The organism is Galliscardovia ingluviei, assembly GCF_014635685.1.
Classification (GTDB): Bacteria; Actinomycetota; Actinomycetes; order Actinomycetales; family Bifidobacteriaceae; genus Galliscardovia; species Galliscardovia ingluviei.
Map to the genome: position 1 here is coordinate 23,360 of NZ_BMDH01000001.1, position 17,337 is coordinate 40,696.

Sequence of the window (17,337 nt, forward strand, 5' to 3'; positions counted from 1 at the left end):
TACATTACTGGCGATAAGTTGCTGAGTTTAGAATTTTCATTATTATGAATCGGTATTTCTCAAATCTGAAAATTTTTTCTAAAGATGTATAATTTCTAATATGGCATCAAAATTAGAAGAAATAGCACGCCAAGCCGCAGTGAGTAAAGCAACAGTATCGCGCGTGCTTAATGAAAAGTCTGGTGTTAGCCCGCAAATGAGAAGGGCGGTACTTACAGCAATTGACGTGCTTGGTTTTGAACGTCCAAGAGGGTTACGACCACGTAGTTCTGGTCTGATTGGATTGATTTTGCCGACAATGGAAAACCCTATTTATCCGTTATTTGCGCAGGTAGTGCAAACAAATCTAGTTCGTCAAGGATATACGCCTGTTGTTTGTATTCAGAGCCACGATAGTGCTAGTGAAGATGAGTATGTGGGGATGCTTTTGGATCGTGGTGTTTCGGGAATTATGTTTGTAGAAGGTGAGCATGCAGATACCACTAGCAATGCTGATGCATATCAAAGTCTGATTGAGCAGCATCTACCAATTGTGTTTATTAATGGTTGTGTCGATGGCATAGATGCTCCGTGTATTTCTTGTGATGGACAAGCTGCCGGTCAAATTGCGGTACAACATTTGGCAATGTTAGGGCATAAACATATTGGATTACTACTTGATTCAGATACATCAATTATGGCAATGCGCCTTAAAGATGGATATCTACAGGCAATGCATCGAACCTTCGGGGGAGAGCATAGTCAGTGTATTGATATTAGTTTTGCGGCTGAAGAAGGCGGATATGCTGGAGCTCTAAGACTATATGCTAAGGGAATGAGTGCGATTATTTGCAGTTCAGATTTACTAGCACTGGGAGCTATACATGCATTAACACAACATGGGAAGAATATTCCTCGTGATATATCCATCGTCGGATATGGCGATTCAACGATTATGGGGTATACTCAACCCGCATTGACGACGATTCGTCAGCCTATGATGGCCATGGGATCCTATGCAACACGAGTTTTAATTGACGATATTCGAGGAAATACTATTAACTGTGAAGAATCGTTGTTTCCACCCGAACTTGTGGTAAGAGCATCTACCGGTATTAAACGCGGATAAAGTATATGATTCACAATTAAATCAAATATGCAAATAGAAGAAAGAACTGAAAATATTATTGCAAATTTCTGAAAAAAATAGTCTAGATAAAGAAAAATAAAATCTTCCATGTTGGAAACTGATACTCTGTCTGCCAGATACACACATTAGAGTAACAGTGTGTATTGAGAGAAAGGACAACACATGGAAGTGTTTTCTACTCGGCGGATAATGGCTATTATTGCCGCTGCAAGCACAATCGCACTTGGACTATCCGCATGTTCAAGTGGTAATACATCAGATACAAGCTCATCGGAGAGCAAAAACGCAACAATTACGGTCTGGGCGGATGCTGACCATACTGCTGCACTTAAAGATGTGGCATCCTCATTCACTAAATCAACAGGTATAAATGTCAAAGTAATTCAAAAAGATTTAGGGTCCGTACAGAAAGATTTAATTACGCAGGTGCCTGCTGGACAAGGACCAGATATTGCTATTGGTCCAAATGATTGGACTGGATTACTCGCAACTGATGGTGTGATACAGCCAATCGACCTTGGAGATGCACAATCAGATTTTGAAAAGGTATCTATTGATGCTTTTAACTACCAAGGTAAAATTTACGCGCTGCCTTATTCAATTGAGAATGTGGCTCTAGTGCGAAATACAAAACTTGCACCAAACGCACCTACATCTTGGGATGATATGGTGAATACTGCAAAACAGGCAAACGCAAAGTACCCTTATCTGTTACAGATAGGCGATCAAGGCGATGCATACACGATGTATCCAGTACAAACTTCCTTTGGTTCTTCTGTATTTGCGCAAAACAGTGACGGCAGTTACGATGCTAAAAACTTAACTATTGGCAACGAACAAGGAAAAGCTTTTGCATCTTGGTTGTCTGAACAAGCAAAAGAAGGTATTTTAAGTACCTCGATAACTGCCGATATTGCACTATCAAAATTTGAAGCAGGAGAATCTCCTTATATCATTACAGGCCCATGGAATATTCCGGCCTTGAAAAAAGCAGGACTAAATGTCGCAGTTAGTGCTATCCCGTCAGCAGGAGGTCAACCTGCTCAGCCATTTGTAGGAGTCAATGGCTTCTTCCTTAGCTCTCAAACAAAAAATAAAATTGCCGCTACGAATTTTCTCACTAATTACGTAGGTACAGAAAAAGTTCAAGAAGCCTTATATAAAGCTGGTGGACTACCTCCAGCATTGAGCTCAGCATTTGAAAAAGTTGCCGAGGATGATTTTGTTAAAGGCTTCGAAGAGGCTGGTAAAACAGGTGTTCCTATGCCAAATGTTACGGAAATGTCTGCAGTTTGGCAATCCTGGAACAACGCTGAGGTTTCCATTGTCAATCAACAAGGCGACCCTACTCAGATATGGGATAACATGTCCGGAGAAATCCAAAAAACAATTAATAAATAGCTCCATATCTTTGAAAATGCATTATGCGAAAGTAGCTCTTTCATTCTGTTCTAGTCACATTGTTCCAATATCTGAGGATCACATGTGACTAGAGCAGGGATATCTGGATGAGATAGCTACATTCCGGAGAGTAAGTAGGCAGTTGATATGAGTAAGCAAGAAAACATACAGAATAAGCGAAAGAGAATGAAAAAGCGGATTGTTTCGCAAGTAGGCAATAATGTAGGTGCGAATATATTGCCTATAGTCGTAAAAATTGTTTTGCTTGGCATGTTAGATGCGATGAGTCTATACGGTGCATTTGCGCTTCTCATGCAACACAAATGGGTTGTATTAGGTCTTCTTCTTGTGGGTACTGGAGTTATCAATTGGATATACTGGCGCTCGCATGGTTTGGCTGCCAAATATCTTGCTCCCGGAATTGTGCTTTTGCTTATTTTTCAACTTTTTGCAATCTCGTATTCTGCATATATCGCATTTACAAATTATGGAACAGGACATAATGGTACGAAAGAAGTAGCTATCACTGCATTGATGCAGTCTTCCCTAGTGAAGAAAGAAGATTCTCCAAAGTATCCTTTATCTGTAGCAAAGTGTGGTGCAGACTATTCATTTATAGTCCAGGATTCAGAAGAACAACTGCTTGTTGGGGATAATACGCAACCGTTGCATCACATCGATGGTACACGAAATGCAGATGGTACAATTCACAGTTCCCAACTTCAAAACTGTAAAGTTTTAAACTTTAGTCAAATATTGCAGGATCAAAGTGCTATTGTCTCTCTTTCTGTTCCAGTAAGTACAAATCCGAATGATGGAGTATTACGAACTTCTGATGGGCAAACTGCGTCAGCATACATTTCTACTTTTCGCTATGACAAATCTAGCGATACCATGATTGACACTAAAACTCATGAACAGTATCGAGATAATGGAACAGGTGCTTTTGTTAATGATGCGGGGGTTGCACTACAGCCTGGCTGGCGCGTAAATGTTGGCTTTCAGAATTTTATTCGACTATTCACAGTGAAGGAACTTCAGCAACCATTTCTTCGCGTCCTATTATGGACAATTGAATTTTCAGTGCTTTCGGTGCTGACAACTTTTATTCTTGGTTTATTTCTCGCCATTACTCTTAATGACGACCGTATGAAATTCCGTCGCTTATATCGATCAATTCTTATTTTGCCATATGCATTTCCGGCATTTTTATCAGCATTGGTATGGGCAGGTATGCTCAATGAAAAATTTGGTTTTATTAATCAAGTAGTATTCCATGGTACAGAGATTCCATGGTTACATGCTCCAACTTTGGCAAAAATTGCGGTAATTGTTGTAAACCTGTGGCTTGGCTTCCCATATATGTTCCTTGTATGTATGGGTGCTCTGCAGTCCATTCCCCATGATCTTGTAGAAGCAGCAACACTAGATGGTGCCTCTCGCTGGAAGATTTTCCGATATATTACATTCCCTCTGTTGTTAGTATCAGTTGCACCATTATTGATCTCGTCTTTTGCAATGAATTTCAACAATTTTAATCTCATCTATATGCTTACTGCGGGTGGTCCTGTACAAACGGGAAGCAGTATGAACATCGGAAGTACAGATATCTTGATTTCGATGGTATATAAGATCGCATTCGTTGGTGCTAATCGTGATTACGGGCTTGCAAGTGCCTTCTCAATTATTATTTTCCTTGTAGTTGGCTTAGTTTCGGCAATAAGTTTTAAAGCTACAAAATCGCTTGAGGAGTTGAATTAGGATGAGCAATAAACTTCGGAATAGTAGTTCGACTCATGCAAGTCATGATGTGATGACTTCAAATCTTACAAAGAGAAAATTCAATAAGATCTTCGTGTGGCTTCGTTCGCAAGGGTGGAGACATATAGTCGCTATCGCCGTATGCGTTTTTGCCGGTTTTCCAATCCTATACATCTTTTCTGCATCACTGAATAATCGAGGAACTTTAGTTTCTTCAAATACCCTGTTTAGTAGTATCAGTAGTGACAATTATTACGAACTTTTCCATATGGCACAGCATCCATATGCCTATTGGTATGTAAATACAGTGGTAATTGGATTGATTACAGCTGCAGCCTCTGTATTTATTGGAGCATTAGCAGCATATGCATTTTCAAGATTGCGATTTACGGGCAGACGTATTGGATTACTCTCCATTATTGTAGTACAAATGTTTCCGCAAGTACTATCGATAGTTGCTATTTATTTGTTATTGACAAAGCTTGGGGAAATTTATCCATTTCTTGGAATTAATAGTCGAATTGCACTTATTATGGTCTATCTAGGTGGAGCAATGGGCGTGAATACATATTTAATGTATGGCTTTTTCAATACTATTCCTAAAGAAATTGATGAAGCTGCACAAATTGATGGTGCAGGTCATGCACGAACATTTTTTACCATTATTCTCCCGCTTGTTTCTCCAATTCTTGCTGTTATTGGCTTATTGTCATTCATCAGTACGGTTAGCGAATACGCAGTTGCAAGTACTGTTCTTGTTTCTCCTGAGAAACAGACTCTTGCAGTTGGTATGTATGCTTTCGTTTCTGATCGTTTCTCTCAAAATTGGGGGGTATTCTCTTCAGGTGCTGTGCTCGCCGCAATACCAGTTGTAGTTGTTTTCTTATTCTTGCAGAAATATATTGTTTCAGGGCTGACCGTTGGAGCAGTGAAGTAACTGCTGATGGATATGTGGCTTAGCACATTGCTAATCCTCATGTTATTGGCACTGATGTTTTTAAGGAAGTAAGGATAGTCTGACGAGAAATAATGAGGAATTAAATAGACAAAGAAAACGATAATTTAGAGAGTGCTTGGTAGCATTGCTATCAAGTACTTTTTATATCGACACGCCCGGAATTTTCTAGGGTATGGCATGTGCTTAAATATAACAGTTGCCTAATTTGGCTCGCATATATTGTATTTTCAATAGCGCGTACAACGCAAACTAAGTTTGAGGGTTGTACACTGATGTGGTTTTGCCGCTGGACTTGCCAGACGGGTGCGCCCATATGCGTCAAATAGGCTAGATAACCAGTTTCGATACACGCAAGAAAGGGCGGAAGGCAATGGCGGGACAGAAAATCCGCATCAGGCTTAAGTCCTATGACCATGAGGTCATCGACCAGTCGGCGAAGAAGATCGTCGAGACGGTCACGAACGCGGGCGCAACAGTAGTTGGCCCCGTTCCGCTGCCCACCGAAAAGAACGTCTTCGTGGTAATCCGTTCTCCTCATAAGTACAAGGATTCACGTGAGCATTTTGAGATGCGTACTCACAAGCGTCTCATCGATATTGTGGATCCAACGCCAAAGGCTGTTGATTCGCTGATGCGTCTCGATTTGCCAGCTGACGTGAACATTGAGATCAAGTTGTAAGGGGAGGAGGGAACCGTATGAGTAAGAACATCAAGAATGCTCTGCTGGGCACCAAGCTCGGTATGACACAGGTGTGGGATGAGAACGGCTTCTTTGTTCCTGTTACACTTGTTGACGTTTCCACAAACGTAGTAACTGCTGTTAAAAGCGAAGAAAGCGACGGCTACAAGGCTGTACAGATTGCATACGGTGCAATCGACCCACGTAAGGTTACCAAGCCACTCGCCGGACACTTCGCTAAGGCAGGCGTTACACCACGTCGTCATTTAGTGGAATTCCGTACAGAGGAAACCGAAAACTTCGAGCCAGGTCAGGAATTGACCTGCGAAGTATTCGAAGAAGGTTCTTTGGTAGATGTCACCGGCACTACCAAGGGTAAGGGCTTTGCGGGTACTATTAAGCGTTGGGGCTTCAAGTCTTATCGTCGTACCCACGGCTCTCACAAGAACGAGCGTCGTCCAGGTTCTGTAGGCGCATGCGCAACTCCAAGCCGTATTCTTAAGGGCAAGCGCATGGCTGGACGTATGGGTCATGTAACTGCAACCACGCTCAACCTTCAAGTTGTTTCATCCGACGTAGAGAACGGCGTAATCGCTATCAAGGGCGCTATTCCAGGCCCAAAGGGTAGCCTTGTCGTAGTCCGTTCCGCAGTGAAGGGAGCCTAGTACGATGGCTAACGTAACACTGAATATCACGGATGCACAGGGTCAGGCAGCAGGTACTGTAGAAGCCCCAGCTTCAGTCTTTGGTATTGCACAAGAAGAAGTTGCTAACCACATTCCTCTGGTTCACCAGGTTGTTGTGGCACAGCTGGCTGCAGCTCGTCAAGGTACTCATGCAGTAAAGAATCGTGCTCGCGTTTCCGGCGGCGGTCGTAAGCCATGGAAGCAAAAGGGTACCGGTCGTGCTCGCCAGGGCTCCATTCGTGCTCCACAGTGGGCTGGCGGTGCTGTAGTTCATGGTCCAGTACCACGCGACTACTCCCAGCGCACTCCTAAGAAGATGAAGGCAGCTGCACTTCGCTACATGCTTTCCGATCGCTTCAATGCAGGTCGTATTCATGTCGTTGATTTTGGTATTGGCGAAACACCATCCACCAAGAGTGCTAAGACTGCTTTGCAAGCCGTTCTAGAGGACCGCTTCGTCACCGTGGTATTTACCCGTGACAATGTAAATGAGTGGTTGTCTGTACGCAATCTTGCCAATGTGCACCCAATCTTCGTTGATCAGCTCAACACCTATGATGTGGTTACTGCAGAAGATGTAGTATTCACCAAGGAAGCATTGGCTGAGTTCGTTGATACTCGTGCACCAGAGGCTCAGAAGGAGGCCTGATTGTCATGGCAGTTGTAAACAATCCAGCACACGACATCATCCTCAAGCCAGTCGTCTCAGAAAAGAGCTATGCCAATTCTGATATGGGTCAGTACACATTCGTTGTAGCCCCATCAGCAAACAAGGTACAGATCAAGCAGGCGATTGAGCAGATCTTCAAAGTCAAGGTAACGAACGTTAATACCCTTAATCGTCAGGGCAAGCGTACTCGCACACGCACAGGCTATGGCCGTCGTGTTAATGAAAAGCGCGCCATCGTCACGGTTGCTGAGGGTCAAACAATCGATATCTTCGGCAACTGAAGGTTAGCCGAGAAAGTTAAGGACTAGATTATGGCTATCCGTACATATAAGCCTATGACTGCTGGTCGTCGTAACGCATCTGTTTCAGATTTCTCTGATTTAACCCGTTCGACACCTGAAAAGTCTTTGGTGCGTAAGCTCTCCAAGACTGGCGGTCGTAACTCTTATGGTCGTATGACTTCCCGCCATCGCGGTGGTGGTCACAAGCGTCAGTACCGTCTCATCGATTTCCGTCGTTGGGATAAGGACGGCGTGCCAGCAACTGTAGCTCACATTGAATACGATCCAAACCGTTCTGCACGTATTGCTTTGTTGCACTACGCAGATGGTGAGAAGCGCTACATCATTGCTCCAGAAGGAGTAAAGCAGGGCGATCGTATTGAAACCGGCCCAGAAGCTGATATCAAGCCAGGCAATAATTTGCCATTGCGCAACATTCCAACCGGTACCATCGTACATGCTATCGAATTGCGCCCATTGGGTGGTGCAAAGATTGCACGTTCTGCTGGTGCTGCTGTTCAGCTTGTTGCAAAAGACGGTGCATATGCTCAGTTGCGTATGCCTTCCGGAGAAATCCGCAACGTCGACGCACGTTGCCGTGCAACCGTAGGTGAAGTTGGCAACTCTGATCACGCTAACATTCAGCTCGGTAAGGCAGGTCGTGCTCGCTGGATCGGTAAGCGTCCATGGACTCGTGGTGAATCCATGAACCCTGTGGACCACCCACACGGTGGTCGTACACGCGGTGGTAAGCCACCTGTGTCCCCATGGGGTAAGGGTGAAGTTCGTACTCGCCGTCCAAAGAAGGCATCTAACAAGATGATCGTTCGTCGTCGTCCATCCGGTAAGAACCGCAAGTAAGGAAGTGTCGAGAAGATGACTCGAAGCATCAAGAAGGGCCCATTCGTCGACGCCCACTTGCAGAAGAAGGTCGACGCACAGAATGAAAAGGGCACTCACGACGTTATTAAGACGTGGTCACGTCGCTCTATGATCACCCCAGATTTCATTGGCCATACCTTCGCCGTTCATGACGGTCGCAAGCATGTTCCAGTGTTCGTCACTGAAGCAATGGTTGGACACAAGCTCGGTGAGTTCGCTCCTACGAAGACCTTCAAGGGTCACGTTAAGGACGACAAGAAGGCACGCCGCTAAAGGCGAGGAGAGTAAAGACACATGGAAGCTAAAGCAATCGCACGTCACGTACGCGTGACGCCGCGCAAGGCTCGCCGCGTCGTCAACCTCATCCGAGGCAAGCAGGCGACCGAAGCCGTGACCATTTTGAAGTTCGCACCACAGGATGCAGCTGTTCCAGTACGCAAGGTATTGGAAAGCGCCATTGCTAATGCTCGCGTCAAGGCAGAGCGTGCAGGCGTTCCATTCCGTGAGAACGAATTGAAGGTCGTAACTACATACGTAGACGAAGGTGTAACCCTCAAGCGGTTCCGTGCACGCGCTCAAGGCCGTGCTGCCCGTATCAACAAGCGTACGAGCCACATTACGGTAATCGTTGCTGACAAGGAAGGAGCCCGATAATGGGTCAAAAGATTAACCCGTTTGGCTACCGTCTGGGCATCACCGAGCAGCATCGTAGCCGTTGGTTCTCCGATTCCACTAAGGTCGGCGAGCGTTACAGCGACTTCGTTCTCGAAGACGATCGTATCCGCAAGGCAATGAACAAGGATCTCGAGCGCGCTGGTGTATCTCGTATCACCATCGAGCGTACTCGTGACCGCGTGCGTGTTGATATTCACACCGCACGTCCAGGTATTGTTATTGGCCGTCGTGGTGCAGAAGCTGATCGTGTTCGCGCCAAGCTCGAAAAGCTCACTGGTAAGCAAGTTCAGCTCAACATTTTTGAAGTTAAGAATGCTGCAATTGATGCTCAGCTCGTAGCACAAGGTATTGCAGAGCAGCTTTCTAACCGCGTAACATTCCGTCGTGCAATGCGCAAGGCACAGCAGGACGCAATGCGTGCAGGTGCAAAGGGTATTCGTATCAAGCTTTCCGGTCGTCTCGGTGGCGCAGAAATGAGCCGTTCTGAGTTCTACCGCGAAGGTCGCGTCCCTCTGCAAACTCTCCGCGCACTCATCGATTATGGCTTCTTTGAAGCAAAGACCACTTACGGTCGTATCGGCGTAAAGGTCTGGATCTACAAGGGTGACATGACCGAGCGTGAGTTCGAAGAGCAGCAGGCACAGCAGAACAACCGCGGTCGTCGTGGTGATCGTCGCCCACGTCGTGGCTCTCGTGCACAGCAGGGCTCAAAGGGTCAGTCTGCACCAGCAGCACAGACCACTGAAGCACCAGCTCAGGCTGCAGCTCCAGCTGCCACGGAAGCAAAGGAGTAAACAATGCTTATCCCTAAGAGGACAAAGTATCGTAAGCAGCATCGTCCAGTACGTACTGGTATGTCCAAGGGCGGTAACGAGATTGCATTCGGCGATCTCGGTATTCAGGCTCTGGCACCAGCATACGTTACCAACCGCCAGATTGAAGCTGCACGTATTGCAATGACCCGCTACATCAAGCGCGGTGGTCGTGTTTGGATCACAATCTTCCCAGACCGTCCATTGACCAAGAAGCCTCTCGGTACTCGTATGGGTTCCGGTAAGGGTGCTCCAGAATTCTGGGTAGCAAACGTACGTCCAGGTCGTGTAATGTTCGAAATCGGTGGCGTATCTGAAGAAGTCGGTCGCGAGGCTCTGCGCCGTGCAATCGACAAGCTCCCAATGAAGTGCAGAATTATTGCTCGTGAAGGTGGTGACAACTAATGGCTATCGGTACCGCTGATTACTCAATCGCGAATCTCAACGCCAAGACCAACGCCGAAATCGAGGATGCGCTGCGTTCTTCAAAGGAAGAGCTCTTCAACTTGCGCTTCCAGGCTACAACTGGTCAACTCGATAACACGTCGCGTATCAAGGCCGTTAAGCGTGACATTGCCCGTATGTACACGGTGCTACGCGAGCGTGAGCTTGGAATTTCACAAGCTCCTGCAGACACCGAAAAGACTGAGGAGAAGTAAGCATGGCTGAGAAGCAAGAGCGAAACTTCCGTAAGGTCCGTCGTGGTTATGTCGTGGCCGACGCCATGGACAAGACCATTACGGTGGAGTTGGAATTGCGTTCATCTCACCCACTCTATGGTAAGGTCGTTCGCAAGAACCGCACGGTCAAGGTCCATGATGAACACAACGAGGCACATATTGGCGACCTCGTGAGTATTATGGAAACTCGGCCATTGAGCAAGACGAAGCGTTGGCGTTTGAGCGCCATCGTGGAGCGCGCTAAGTAAAGTTCGGCAAGGCTCGCCCAACACCCATGCTACTATAGTTCGGGTGTTGGGGGAGGACCGGCTCGACGCAAGGAGAATCAATGATTCAGCAGGAATCGCGACTTCGTGTCGCCGACAACACGGGTGCCAAGGAACTCTTGACAATCCGCGTGCTCGGTGGTTCGAAGCGCCGCTATGCCGGCATTGGTGACGTTATCGTCGCCACTGTCAAGGATGCCATTCCAGGCGGATCGGTAAAGAAGAGCGACGTCGTTAAGGCAGTCGTTGTACGTACCGTAAAAGAAACCCGTCGTGCAGATGGCTCATACATTAAGTTCGACGAGAATGCCGCTGTAATTCTCGGCTCTGGTCGTGAACCAAAAGGCACACGTATCTTCGGACCAGTTGGTCGCGAACTTCGTGATAAGAGGTTCATGAAGATCGTGTCACTTGCACCGGAGGTGATCTAAGTGGTAGCCAAGATCAAGACAGGCGACCAGGTTAAGGTCATTCGCGGCAAGGATCGCGGCAAGGAAGGTAAAGTACTTCGTGTACTTCCTAACGATCGCCTTATCGTTGAAGGCGTACAAATCGTTAAGAAGCATGTACGTGCAACCCAGCAGGGTCAGCAGGCAGGCATTATCCCAACCGAGGCTCCAATTCACCGCTCTAATGTTATGGTGATTGATCCAGAAACCAAGCAGCCAACACGCGTTGGTGTTGTGGTTAAGGAAGAAGCCCGCGGCGATAAGGTCAAGACTGTACGCGTGCGCGTAGCAAAGAAGTCCGGAAAGGAGCTGGCATGAGCGAAAACACCATTGAAGCGCCAGCAACCCCACGCCTCAAGCAGCGCTACAACGAAGAAATCGTTCCAGAATTGGAGAAGGAATTTAAGTATTCCAACCCAATGCAGGTAGCACGTGTAGAAAAGGTTGTAGTTTCCATGGGTGTTGGTGCCGCAGCACGCGACTCCAAGCTCATCGAAGGCGCAATCCGTGACCTCACTGCTATTACTGGTCAAAAGCCAAAGATCACCAAGGCAAAGAAGTCCGTTGCACAGTTCCACCTTCGTGAAGGTCAAGCAATCGGTGCATACGTCACTTTGCGCGGTGACCGTATGTGGGAGTTCCTAGATCGTCTTCTGACTCTAGCTTTGCCACGTATCCGTGATTTCCGCGGTATTAACGGCGACCAGTTTGATGGAAACGGCAATTACAACTTTGGCCTGACGGAACAGTCAATGTTCTTGGAGATTGATCCAGATTCAATCGATCACCAGCGTGGCATGGACATCACCGTCGTAACCACTACCAAGGACGACAAGGAAGCTCGCGTATTGCTTAAGCACCTTGGCTTCCCGTTCAAGGAGAACTGATATGGCAAAAACCGCTCTGAAGAATAAGGCGGCGGCCAAGCCGAAGTTCAAGGTACGTGCTTACACACGTTGCCAGGTCTGCGGCCGTCCACATTCCGTGTATCGCAAGTTTGGCCTGTGTCGCGTATGCCTTCGAGAAAAGGCACACCGTGGCGAGCTGCCAGGCGTCACGAAGTCCAGTTGGTAAACATCGACGCTGAAGGTCCGCTGCTTAACTATTAAGCGGCGGAAACCACGGCGAGGAAGGGCACAAGCCCACATGACAATGACAGATCCAATCGCAGACATGCTCACGCGTCTGCGTAATGCGAGTACTGCAAAGCATGCAACTGTAGACATGCCGTACTCCAAGTTCAAAGCAGCAATTGCTGCAATTCTTAAGCGCGAAGGTTACATCGCGGACTTCACCGCTAAGGAAGCCAAGGTAGGCCAGACTCTCGAAGTTACACTCAAGTATGGTCCAAATGGTGAGCGCAGCATTGAAGGTATCAAGCGTGTATCAAAGCCAGGTTTGCGTCGTTACGCAAAGTCTGATGCTTTGCCAATGCCACTCGGTGGTTTAGGTATCGCTATTATTTCCACAAGCTCCGGCTTGAAGACCCAGAAGGAATGCCTCAAAGAAGGCATCGGTGGCGAAATTGTCGCCTACGTATGGTGAGAAAGGAGAGCTAACAAATGGCATCACATATTGGTAAGCTCCCAGTCGCCATTCCGGCAGGGGTCGAAGTCACCATTGACGGCCAGGCATTCAGTGTCAAAGGCCCAAAGGGTACTGATTCATACACCATTCCAGAAGGCATTACTGGCGTAGTAGAAGACGGCAACGTTGTTCTTACTCCAGTAGATGATCTTCGTCCAACTCGTGCAAAGCACGGCCTTGCTCGTTCTATCGTGGCATCCATGGTTAAGGGTGTACACGAAGGATATGCAAAGCGTCTGCTTATTGTCGGCACCGGTTACCGCGTGGTTGCAAAGGGCAAGGGTCTCGAGTTCTTCTTGGGCTACTCCCACACCATCACCGTCAACCCTCCAGAAGGCATTGAGTTCGAAGTAGTTAATCCAAACGAACTCCTTGTTAAGGGTATTGACAAGCAGGTTGTCGGTCAGGTTGCTGCCAACATCCGTAAGCTTCGCGCACCAGAACCTTACAAGGGCAAGGGTGTGAAGTACGCAGATGAGCGTATCCTGCGCAAGGCTGGAAAGGCTGGTAAGTAAAATGACAGTCAAGATTTTTGGCAAAGGTAGCAAGGTAGCTCGCGACCGTCGTCATGCCCGCCTGCGCAAGCGCATTTCCGGCACTGCTGAACGCCCACGTTTAGTTGTGTCCCGTTCTAACCGCCACATGGTTGCACAGATTATCGATGACACCAAGGGCATCACCTTGGTAAGCGCTTCCACCTTGACCAAGGATTTCGAAGGCTTTGAAGGCGATAAGACTGCTGCAGCTCGCAAGGTTGGCGAGTTGATTGCAGAACGTGCAAAGGCTGCAGGTATCGAAGAAGTTGTTTTCGATCGTGGTGGCAACAAGTATCATGGTCGCGTCGCAGCTGTTGCTGAAGGCGCCCGTGAGGGAGGTCTGGCACTGTGAGCGATAACGAAGTGAAGGAAACTCAAGTGGCTGAAGACACTCAGAACACTCAAGAAGCTTCCGAGCAGAATAACGAAGAGCGTCGTGGTCGTCGCGGTGGACGCGGTGAAGGTCGTCGTGAACGCCGTAACCGTCGTGAAGAAAACCGTGGCGAAGAGCTCCTCGATCGCGTAGTAACTATTAACCGCGTGGCAAAGACCCACAAGGGTGGTCGTACCTTCTCCTTCGCTGCACTCGTTGTAGTCGGTGACGGAAACGGTACCGTTGGCGTAGGTTACGGTAAGTCTCGTGAAGTCCCAGCTGCAATTGCAAAGGGACAGCTCGATGCTAAGAAGCACATGTTCACTATCCCACGCGTTCGTGGCACCATTACACATCCTGTAATCGGTCACGATGCTGCAGGTACAGTATTGCTCCGCCCAGCTGCTCCAGGTACTGGTGTAATTGCTGGTGGCTCTGTACGTGCAGTTATGGAATGCGCTGGTATTACTGACATCCTGACCAAGTCCATGGGATCCAGCAACGCCATTAACACTGTTAATGCTGTAATCGATGCTCTTAAGCAGCTCGAAGAACCAGAAGAAGTTGCTGCACGCCGTGGCTTGAGCCTCGAAGAAGTAGCTCCAGATATGTTGCTGCGTGAGCGCGCAATTGGTATTGCCGAAGCACGCAAGGCACGTGAAGAAGCTGCTGCAAAGAAGGCTTCCGAGCAGAAGGACGGTGAGTGATGGCTAACCTGAAGATCACCTTAAAGCGTGGATTCGTAAACAAGAACGAAGCACAGAAGCGCACAGCTTTGGCTTTGGGCTTGCACAAGATTGGTCAGTCCGTGGTCAAGGAAGATAATCCAATGTTCCGCGGTATGGTCAATCGAATCCGCCACATGGTCACCGTTGAGGAGGTGGACTGATAATGGCAGATTCTGAAGAAACCACCATCATCCGCATGCACGACTTGCGTCCTGCTCCAGGTGCAAAGCGCGATCGTATTCGCGTAGGTCGTGGTGAAGGCTCCAAGGGTAAGACCTCTGGCCGCGGTATGAAGGGTACAAAGGCTCGTTACCAAGTACGCCCAGGTTTTGAAGGCGGACAGCTTCCACTGTACATGCGTCTTCCAAAGCTGCGCGGCTTCAAGAGCCCATTCAAGAAGGAATACCAAGTTGTTAACATTGATGCTTTGGTAACTCTCTTCCCACAGGGTGGCGAAGTTACTGTAGCTGACTTGGTAGCAAAAGGTGCAGTACGCGCTAATAAGCCAGTTAAGGTGCTTGGCGAGGGTGAAACCTCCGTTGCTTTTACACTCAAGGGTGTAAAGGTCTCCGCAAGCGCCAAGTCCAAGATTGAGGCAGCTGGCGGCTCTGTTTCCGAAGAGTAATCGGGAGCAAGCACATACGCAACACGGCCCTCCCTCGCAAATGCAAGGGAGGGTCATTGCATGTGAGTACACTGGTAACCCGTGCGACACAACGACGACGTCGCATAACAGGGAGGAACTCGTGAGAACACTGATCCAGGCTCTCCGGACAAAGGAATTGAGGAACAAAATCCTCTTTGTCCTTGGCATTATCGTAATTTATCGCATTGGCTCATTTATTCCTACTCCAGGTGTTAACTACCGGGCAGTACAGGACTGCGTAGCCGGAACCACCAATGAGGACTTTATTGGCCTGGTAAATTTGTTCTCCGGTGGCGCATTGTTGCAGCTTTCCATTTTTGCACTCGGCATTATGCCGTACATTACCGCATCCATCGTGGTACAGCTGTTGCGCGTAGTTATTCCACGATTTGAGGCATTGCATAAAGAAGGGCAGTCAGGCGAAGCAAAACTGACACAGTACACCCGTTATATGACCATCGGTCTTGCCGTACTTCAGTCCACAACTATTATCGTGACTGCTCGTACTGGTGCATTATTCGGGTATGCATGTAGCAATATTATTCCTGACAGCTCAGTATGGAACCTGATCGTCATGATCATGATTATGACTGGTGGTACCGGTCTGATTATGTGGATGGCAGAGCTTATCACTGATAAGGGCATTGGCCAGGGTATGTCCATCCTGATCTTCATGTCTATTTGCTCCGGCTTCCTGCCACAGCTTTGGGATATTGGATTCGGCACCAACGGCACCGATGGCGATTGGAAGAAGTTCGGCATTGTCACCGGCACACTCGTTGTCATCCTGATTTTCGTAGTCTATGTGGAATTGATGCAGCGTCGTATTCCAGTGCAGTACACTCGCCGTATGATCGGTCGTAAGATGTACGGTGGCACCTCTACATACTTACCGCTGAAAATCAACATGTCTGGCGTTATCCCACCAATTTTCGCGTCATCAATTCTGGCAGTGCCAACGCTGATTGCACAGTTCGGTAAATCAGACCAGAAGTGGGTACAGTGGATTAACACCAATCTCGCCAGTACAACAACCGTGTGGTACATCGTATTGTACTCATTCATGATTGTGTTCTTTACCTTCTTCTACACGTCAATTACCTTCAACACCGATGAAACAGCTGATAATATGAAGCAATATGGCGGTTTCATTCCTGGTATTCGTGCAGGAAGAGCTACAAGTCAATACTTAACGTATGTTATTAACCGCTTGAACACTGTTGGTGCGGTCTACTTACTCTTTGTGGCATTGATTCCGACAGTGCTGATTATGGCATTATCACTGAATCAGAAACTGCCATTTGGTGGAACTACCATTCTGATTATCGCAGGTGTCGGCCTTGATACGTTGCGTCAGGCCAAGGCACGCACAGAGCAGTTCCAGTATGCTGGTTTCCTAGAAGAAGACACACAGAAGGATAAGTAAATGCGTTTATTGATTATGGGCCCACAAGGCGTGGGTAAAGGTACTCAGGCTGCAAAGTTGGCTGAGCATTATCACATTCCAACTATTTCTACCGGTGATATGTTCCGTTTCAATATCAAGAACCGTACTGAGCTTGGTTTGAAAGCATTAAGCTATACCGATAAAGGTGAGCTTGTACCTGATTCACTTACCAACTCCATTGTAGAGGATCGTTTAGGTCAAGAAGATGCTGCTCAAGGTTGGATTCTTGACGGCTATCCACGTAATGCAAGTCAGGTAGAAGCATTAGACGCTATGCTTGCACAGCGCGGTGAGCAGCTTGATGCAGTAGTAGCGCTTGATGCTGATCGTGAAGTGTTGATGGAGCGTATGAAGAAGCGTGCCGAAATTGAAGGACGCTCAGATGATACTCCGGAAGCTATCGCGAAGCGTTTAGACGTGTATGCGAAGGAAACAGCTCCACTACTAGACATCTATCGCGAACGCGGGATTCTTGTTGATATTAATGGTGTAGGTGATATTGACGAGATACACAAGGCTATTGTTACAGCACTTGATAGCAAAATTAACTAAATACTGTAACTCAGCTTTAATCTAGACACGCCGAAGCAGGATATCTTATTGATAAGGTATCCTGCTTCTGCTATTCTGTACATTTGGTGTGTCTTATGATACATCGTAGAGTAATCGCCGAGGAACGGATCGAAGGCTT

The 17,337-nt window shown here is 47.4% G+C and carries 27 protein-coding genes; all 27 read left to right on the forward strand.

Going from position 1 to position 17,337, the window contains the following annotated elements; genetic code table 11:
* The first annotated feature begins 100 nt into the window (after nt 1–100).
* On the forward strand, nt 101–1,108 hold the full coding sequence (locus IEU85_RS00095) for a LacI family DNA-binding transcriptional regulator (protein ID WP_188354234.1): 1,008 nt from the start codon (nt 101–103) through the stop codon (nt 1,106–1,108).
* 183 nt (nt 1,109–1,291) lie between these two features.
* On the forward strand, nt 1,292–2,530 hold the full coding sequence (locus IEU85_RS00100; RefSeq protein ID WP_188354235.1) for a sugar ABC transporter substrate-binding protein: 1,239 nt from the start codon (nt 1,292–1,294) through the stop codon (nt 2,528–2,530).
* A gap of 147 nt (nt 2,531–2,677) precedes the next feature.
* Entirely contained in the window at nt 2,678–4,291 is a 1,614-nt protein-coding gene (locus tag IEU85_RS00105; protein ID WP_188354236.1) for an ABC transporter permease subunit, read from the forward strand.
* 1 nt (nt 4,292) lies between these two features.
* A complete protein-coding gene (locus IEU85_RS00110) occupies nt 4,293–5,228 on the forward strand; it encodes a sugar ABC transporter permease (RefSeq protein WP_229714653.1) in 936 nt (311 codons plus the stop codon).
* 391 nt (nt 5,229–5,619) lie between these two features.
* The gene (gene rpsJ, locus IEU85_RS00115; RefSeq protein ID WP_006288664.1) at nt 5,620–5,928 is read left to right on the forward strand and encodes a 30S ribosomal protein S10; all 309 of its coding nucleotides are present in this window, start codon (nt 5,620–5,622) and stop codon (nt 5,926–5,928) included.
* A gap of 17 nt (nt 5,929–5,945) precedes the next feature.
* Entirely contained in the window at nt 5,946–6,593 is a 648-nt protein-coding gene (gene rplC / locus IEU85_RS00120) for a 50S ribosomal protein L3 (protein WP_188354237.1), read from the forward strand.
* A 4-nt stretch (nt 6,594–6,597) separates the two neighbouring features.
* A complete protein-coding gene (rplD, locus tag IEU85_RS00125; RefSeq protein WP_188354238.1) occupies nt 6,598–7,263 on the forward strand; it encodes a 50S ribosomal protein L4 in 666 nt (221 codons plus the stop codon).
* Nucleotides 7,264–7,268: 5 nt separating this feature from the next.
* Nucleotides 7,269–7,565 (forward strand): 50S ribosomal protein L23, encoded by a 297-nt coding sequence (rplW, locus tag IEU85_RS00130; RefSeq protein ID WP_188354239.1) that lies wholly within the window; start codon nt 7,269–7,271, stop codon nt 7,563–7,565.
* 30 nt (nt 7,566–7,595) lie between these two features.
* Nucleotides 7,596–8,426 carry a 50S ribosomal protein L2 gene (rplB, locus tag IEU85_RS00135; protein ID WP_188354240.1) on the forward strand — a complete coding sequence of 277 codons (831 nt, stop codon included), beginning with the start codon at nt 7,596–7,598 and terminating at the stop codon, nt 8,424–8,426.
* A gap of 15 nt (nt 8,427–8,441) precedes the next feature.
* Nucleotides 8,442–8,720: a 30S ribosomal protein S19 gene (gene rpsS, locus IEU85_RS00140; RefSeq protein WP_188354241.1), complete on the forward strand. Its 279-nt coding sequence runs from the start codon at nt 8,442–8,444 to the stop codon at nt 8,718–8,720.
* A 21-nt stretch (nt 8,721–8,741) separates the two neighbouring features.
* Nucleotides 8,742–9,101, forward strand: coding sequence for a 50S ribosomal protein L22 (gene rplV / locus IEU85_RS00145; protein WP_188354242.1), 360 nt, complete (start codon nt 8,742–8,744; stop codon nt 9,099–9,101).
* Nucleotides 9,101–9,916 carry a 30S ribosomal protein S3 gene (rpsC, locus tag IEU85_RS00150; protein WP_188354243.1) on the forward strand — a complete coding sequence of 272 codons (816 nt, stop codon included), beginning with the start codon at nt 9,101–9,103 and terminating at the stop codon, nt 9,914–9,916. Before rplV ends, rpsC begins: the two co-directional genes overlap by 1 nt.
* A gap of 3 nt (nt 9,917–9,919) precedes the next feature.
* Complete coding sequence (gene rplP / locus IEU85_RS00155) at nt 9,920–10,339, forward strand: 50S ribosomal protein L16 (protein ID WP_188354244.1); 420 nt, start codon at nt 9,920–9,922, stop codon at nt 10,337–10,339.
* The gene (rpmC, locus tag IEU85_RS00160; protein ID WP_188354245.1) at nt 10,339–10,593 is read left to right on the forward strand and encodes a 50S ribosomal protein L29; all 255 of its coding nucleotides are present in this window, start codon (nt 10,339–10,341) and stop codon (nt 10,591–10,593) included. The genes rplP and rpmC overlap by 1 nt, the downstream gene beginning before the upstream one ends.
* A 2-nt stretch (nt 10,594–10,595) precedes the next feature.
* Nucleotides 10,596–10,862, forward strand: coding sequence for a 30S ribosomal protein S17 (gene rpsQ / locus IEU85_RS00165; RefSeq protein WP_188354246.1), 267 nt, complete (start codon nt 10,596–10,598; stop codon nt 10,860–10,862).
* An 80-nt stretch (nt 10,863–10,942) separates the two neighbouring features.
* Nucleotides 10,943–11,311 (forward strand): 50S ribosomal protein L14, encoded by a 369-nt coding sequence (gene rplN, locus IEU85_RS00170; RefSeq protein ID WP_093959612.1) that lies wholly within the window; start codon nt 10,943–10,945, stop codon nt 11,309–11,311.
* Entirely contained in the window at nt 11,312–11,647 is a 336-nt protein-coding gene (rplX, locus tag IEU85_RS00175) for a 50S ribosomal protein L24 (protein WP_188354247.1), read from the forward strand.
* Nucleotides 11,644–12,216: a 50S ribosomal protein L5 gene (gene rplE, locus IEU85_RS00180; protein WP_188354248.1), complete on the forward strand. Its 573-nt coding sequence runs from the start codon at nt 11,644–11,646 to the stop codon at nt 12,214–12,216. The genes rplX and rplE overlap by 4 nt, the downstream gene beginning before the upstream one ends.
* 1 nt (nt 12,217) lies before the next feature.
* Nucleotides 12,218–12,403: a type Z 30S ribosomal protein S14 gene (locus IEU85_RS00185; protein WP_004114370.1), complete on the forward strand. Its 186-nt coding sequence runs from the start codon at nt 12,218–12,220 to the stop codon at nt 12,401–12,403.
* A gap of 72 nt (nt 12,404–12,475) precedes the next feature.
* Entirely contained in the window at nt 12,476–12,874 is a 399-nt protein-coding gene (rpsH, locus tag IEU85_RS00190; protein ID WP_188354249.1) for a 30S ribosomal protein S8, read from the forward strand.
* Nucleotides 12,875–12,891: 17 nt separating this feature from the next.
* Nucleotides 12,892–13,431, forward strand: coding sequence for a 50S ribosomal protein L6 (gene rplF / locus IEU85_RS00195; protein ID WP_188354250.1), 540 nt, complete (start codon nt 12,892–12,894; stop codon nt 13,429–13,431).
* A 1-nt stretch (nt 13,432) separates the two neighbouring features.
* Entirely contained in the window at nt 13,433–13,804 is a 372-nt protein-coding gene (gene rplR, locus IEU85_RS00200) for a 50S ribosomal protein L18 (protein ID WP_188354251.1), read from the forward strand.
* Nucleotides 13,801–14,532, forward strand: coding sequence for a 30S ribosomal protein S5 (gene rpsE / locus IEU85_RS00205; RefSeq protein ID WP_188354252.1), 732 nt, complete (start codon nt 13,801–13,803; stop codon nt 14,530–14,532). The genes rplR and rpsE overlap by 4 nt, the downstream gene beginning before the upstream one ends.
* Nucleotides 14,532–14,714 (forward strand): 50S ribosomal protein L30, encoded by a 183-nt coding sequence (gene rpmD, locus IEU85_RS00210; protein ID WP_188354253.1) that lies wholly within the window; start codon nt 14,532–14,534, stop codon nt 14,712–14,714. Before rpsE ends, rpmD begins: the two co-directional genes overlap by 1 nt.
* Before the next feature lie 2 nt (nt 14,715–14,716).
* Nucleotides 14,717–15,178: a 50S ribosomal protein L15 gene (gene rplO, locus IEU85_RS00215; protein WP_188354254.1), complete on the forward strand. Its 462-nt coding sequence runs from the start codon at nt 14,717–14,719 to the stop codon at nt 15,176–15,178.
* A gap of 121 nt (nt 15,179–15,299) precedes the next feature.
* Nucleotides 15,300–16,625 (forward strand): preprotein translocase subunit SecY, encoded by a 1,326-nt coding sequence (secY, locus tag IEU85_RS00220; protein ID WP_188354255.1) that lies wholly within the window; start codon nt 15,300–15,302, stop codon nt 16,623–16,625.
* Nucleotides 16,626–17,198 (forward strand): adenylate kinase, encoded by a 573-nt coding sequence (locus IEU85_RS00225; protein WP_188354256.1) that lies wholly within the window; start codon nt 16,626–16,628, stop codon nt 17,196–17,198.
* The last annotated feature ends 139 nt before the right edge of the window (nt 17,199–17,337 follow it).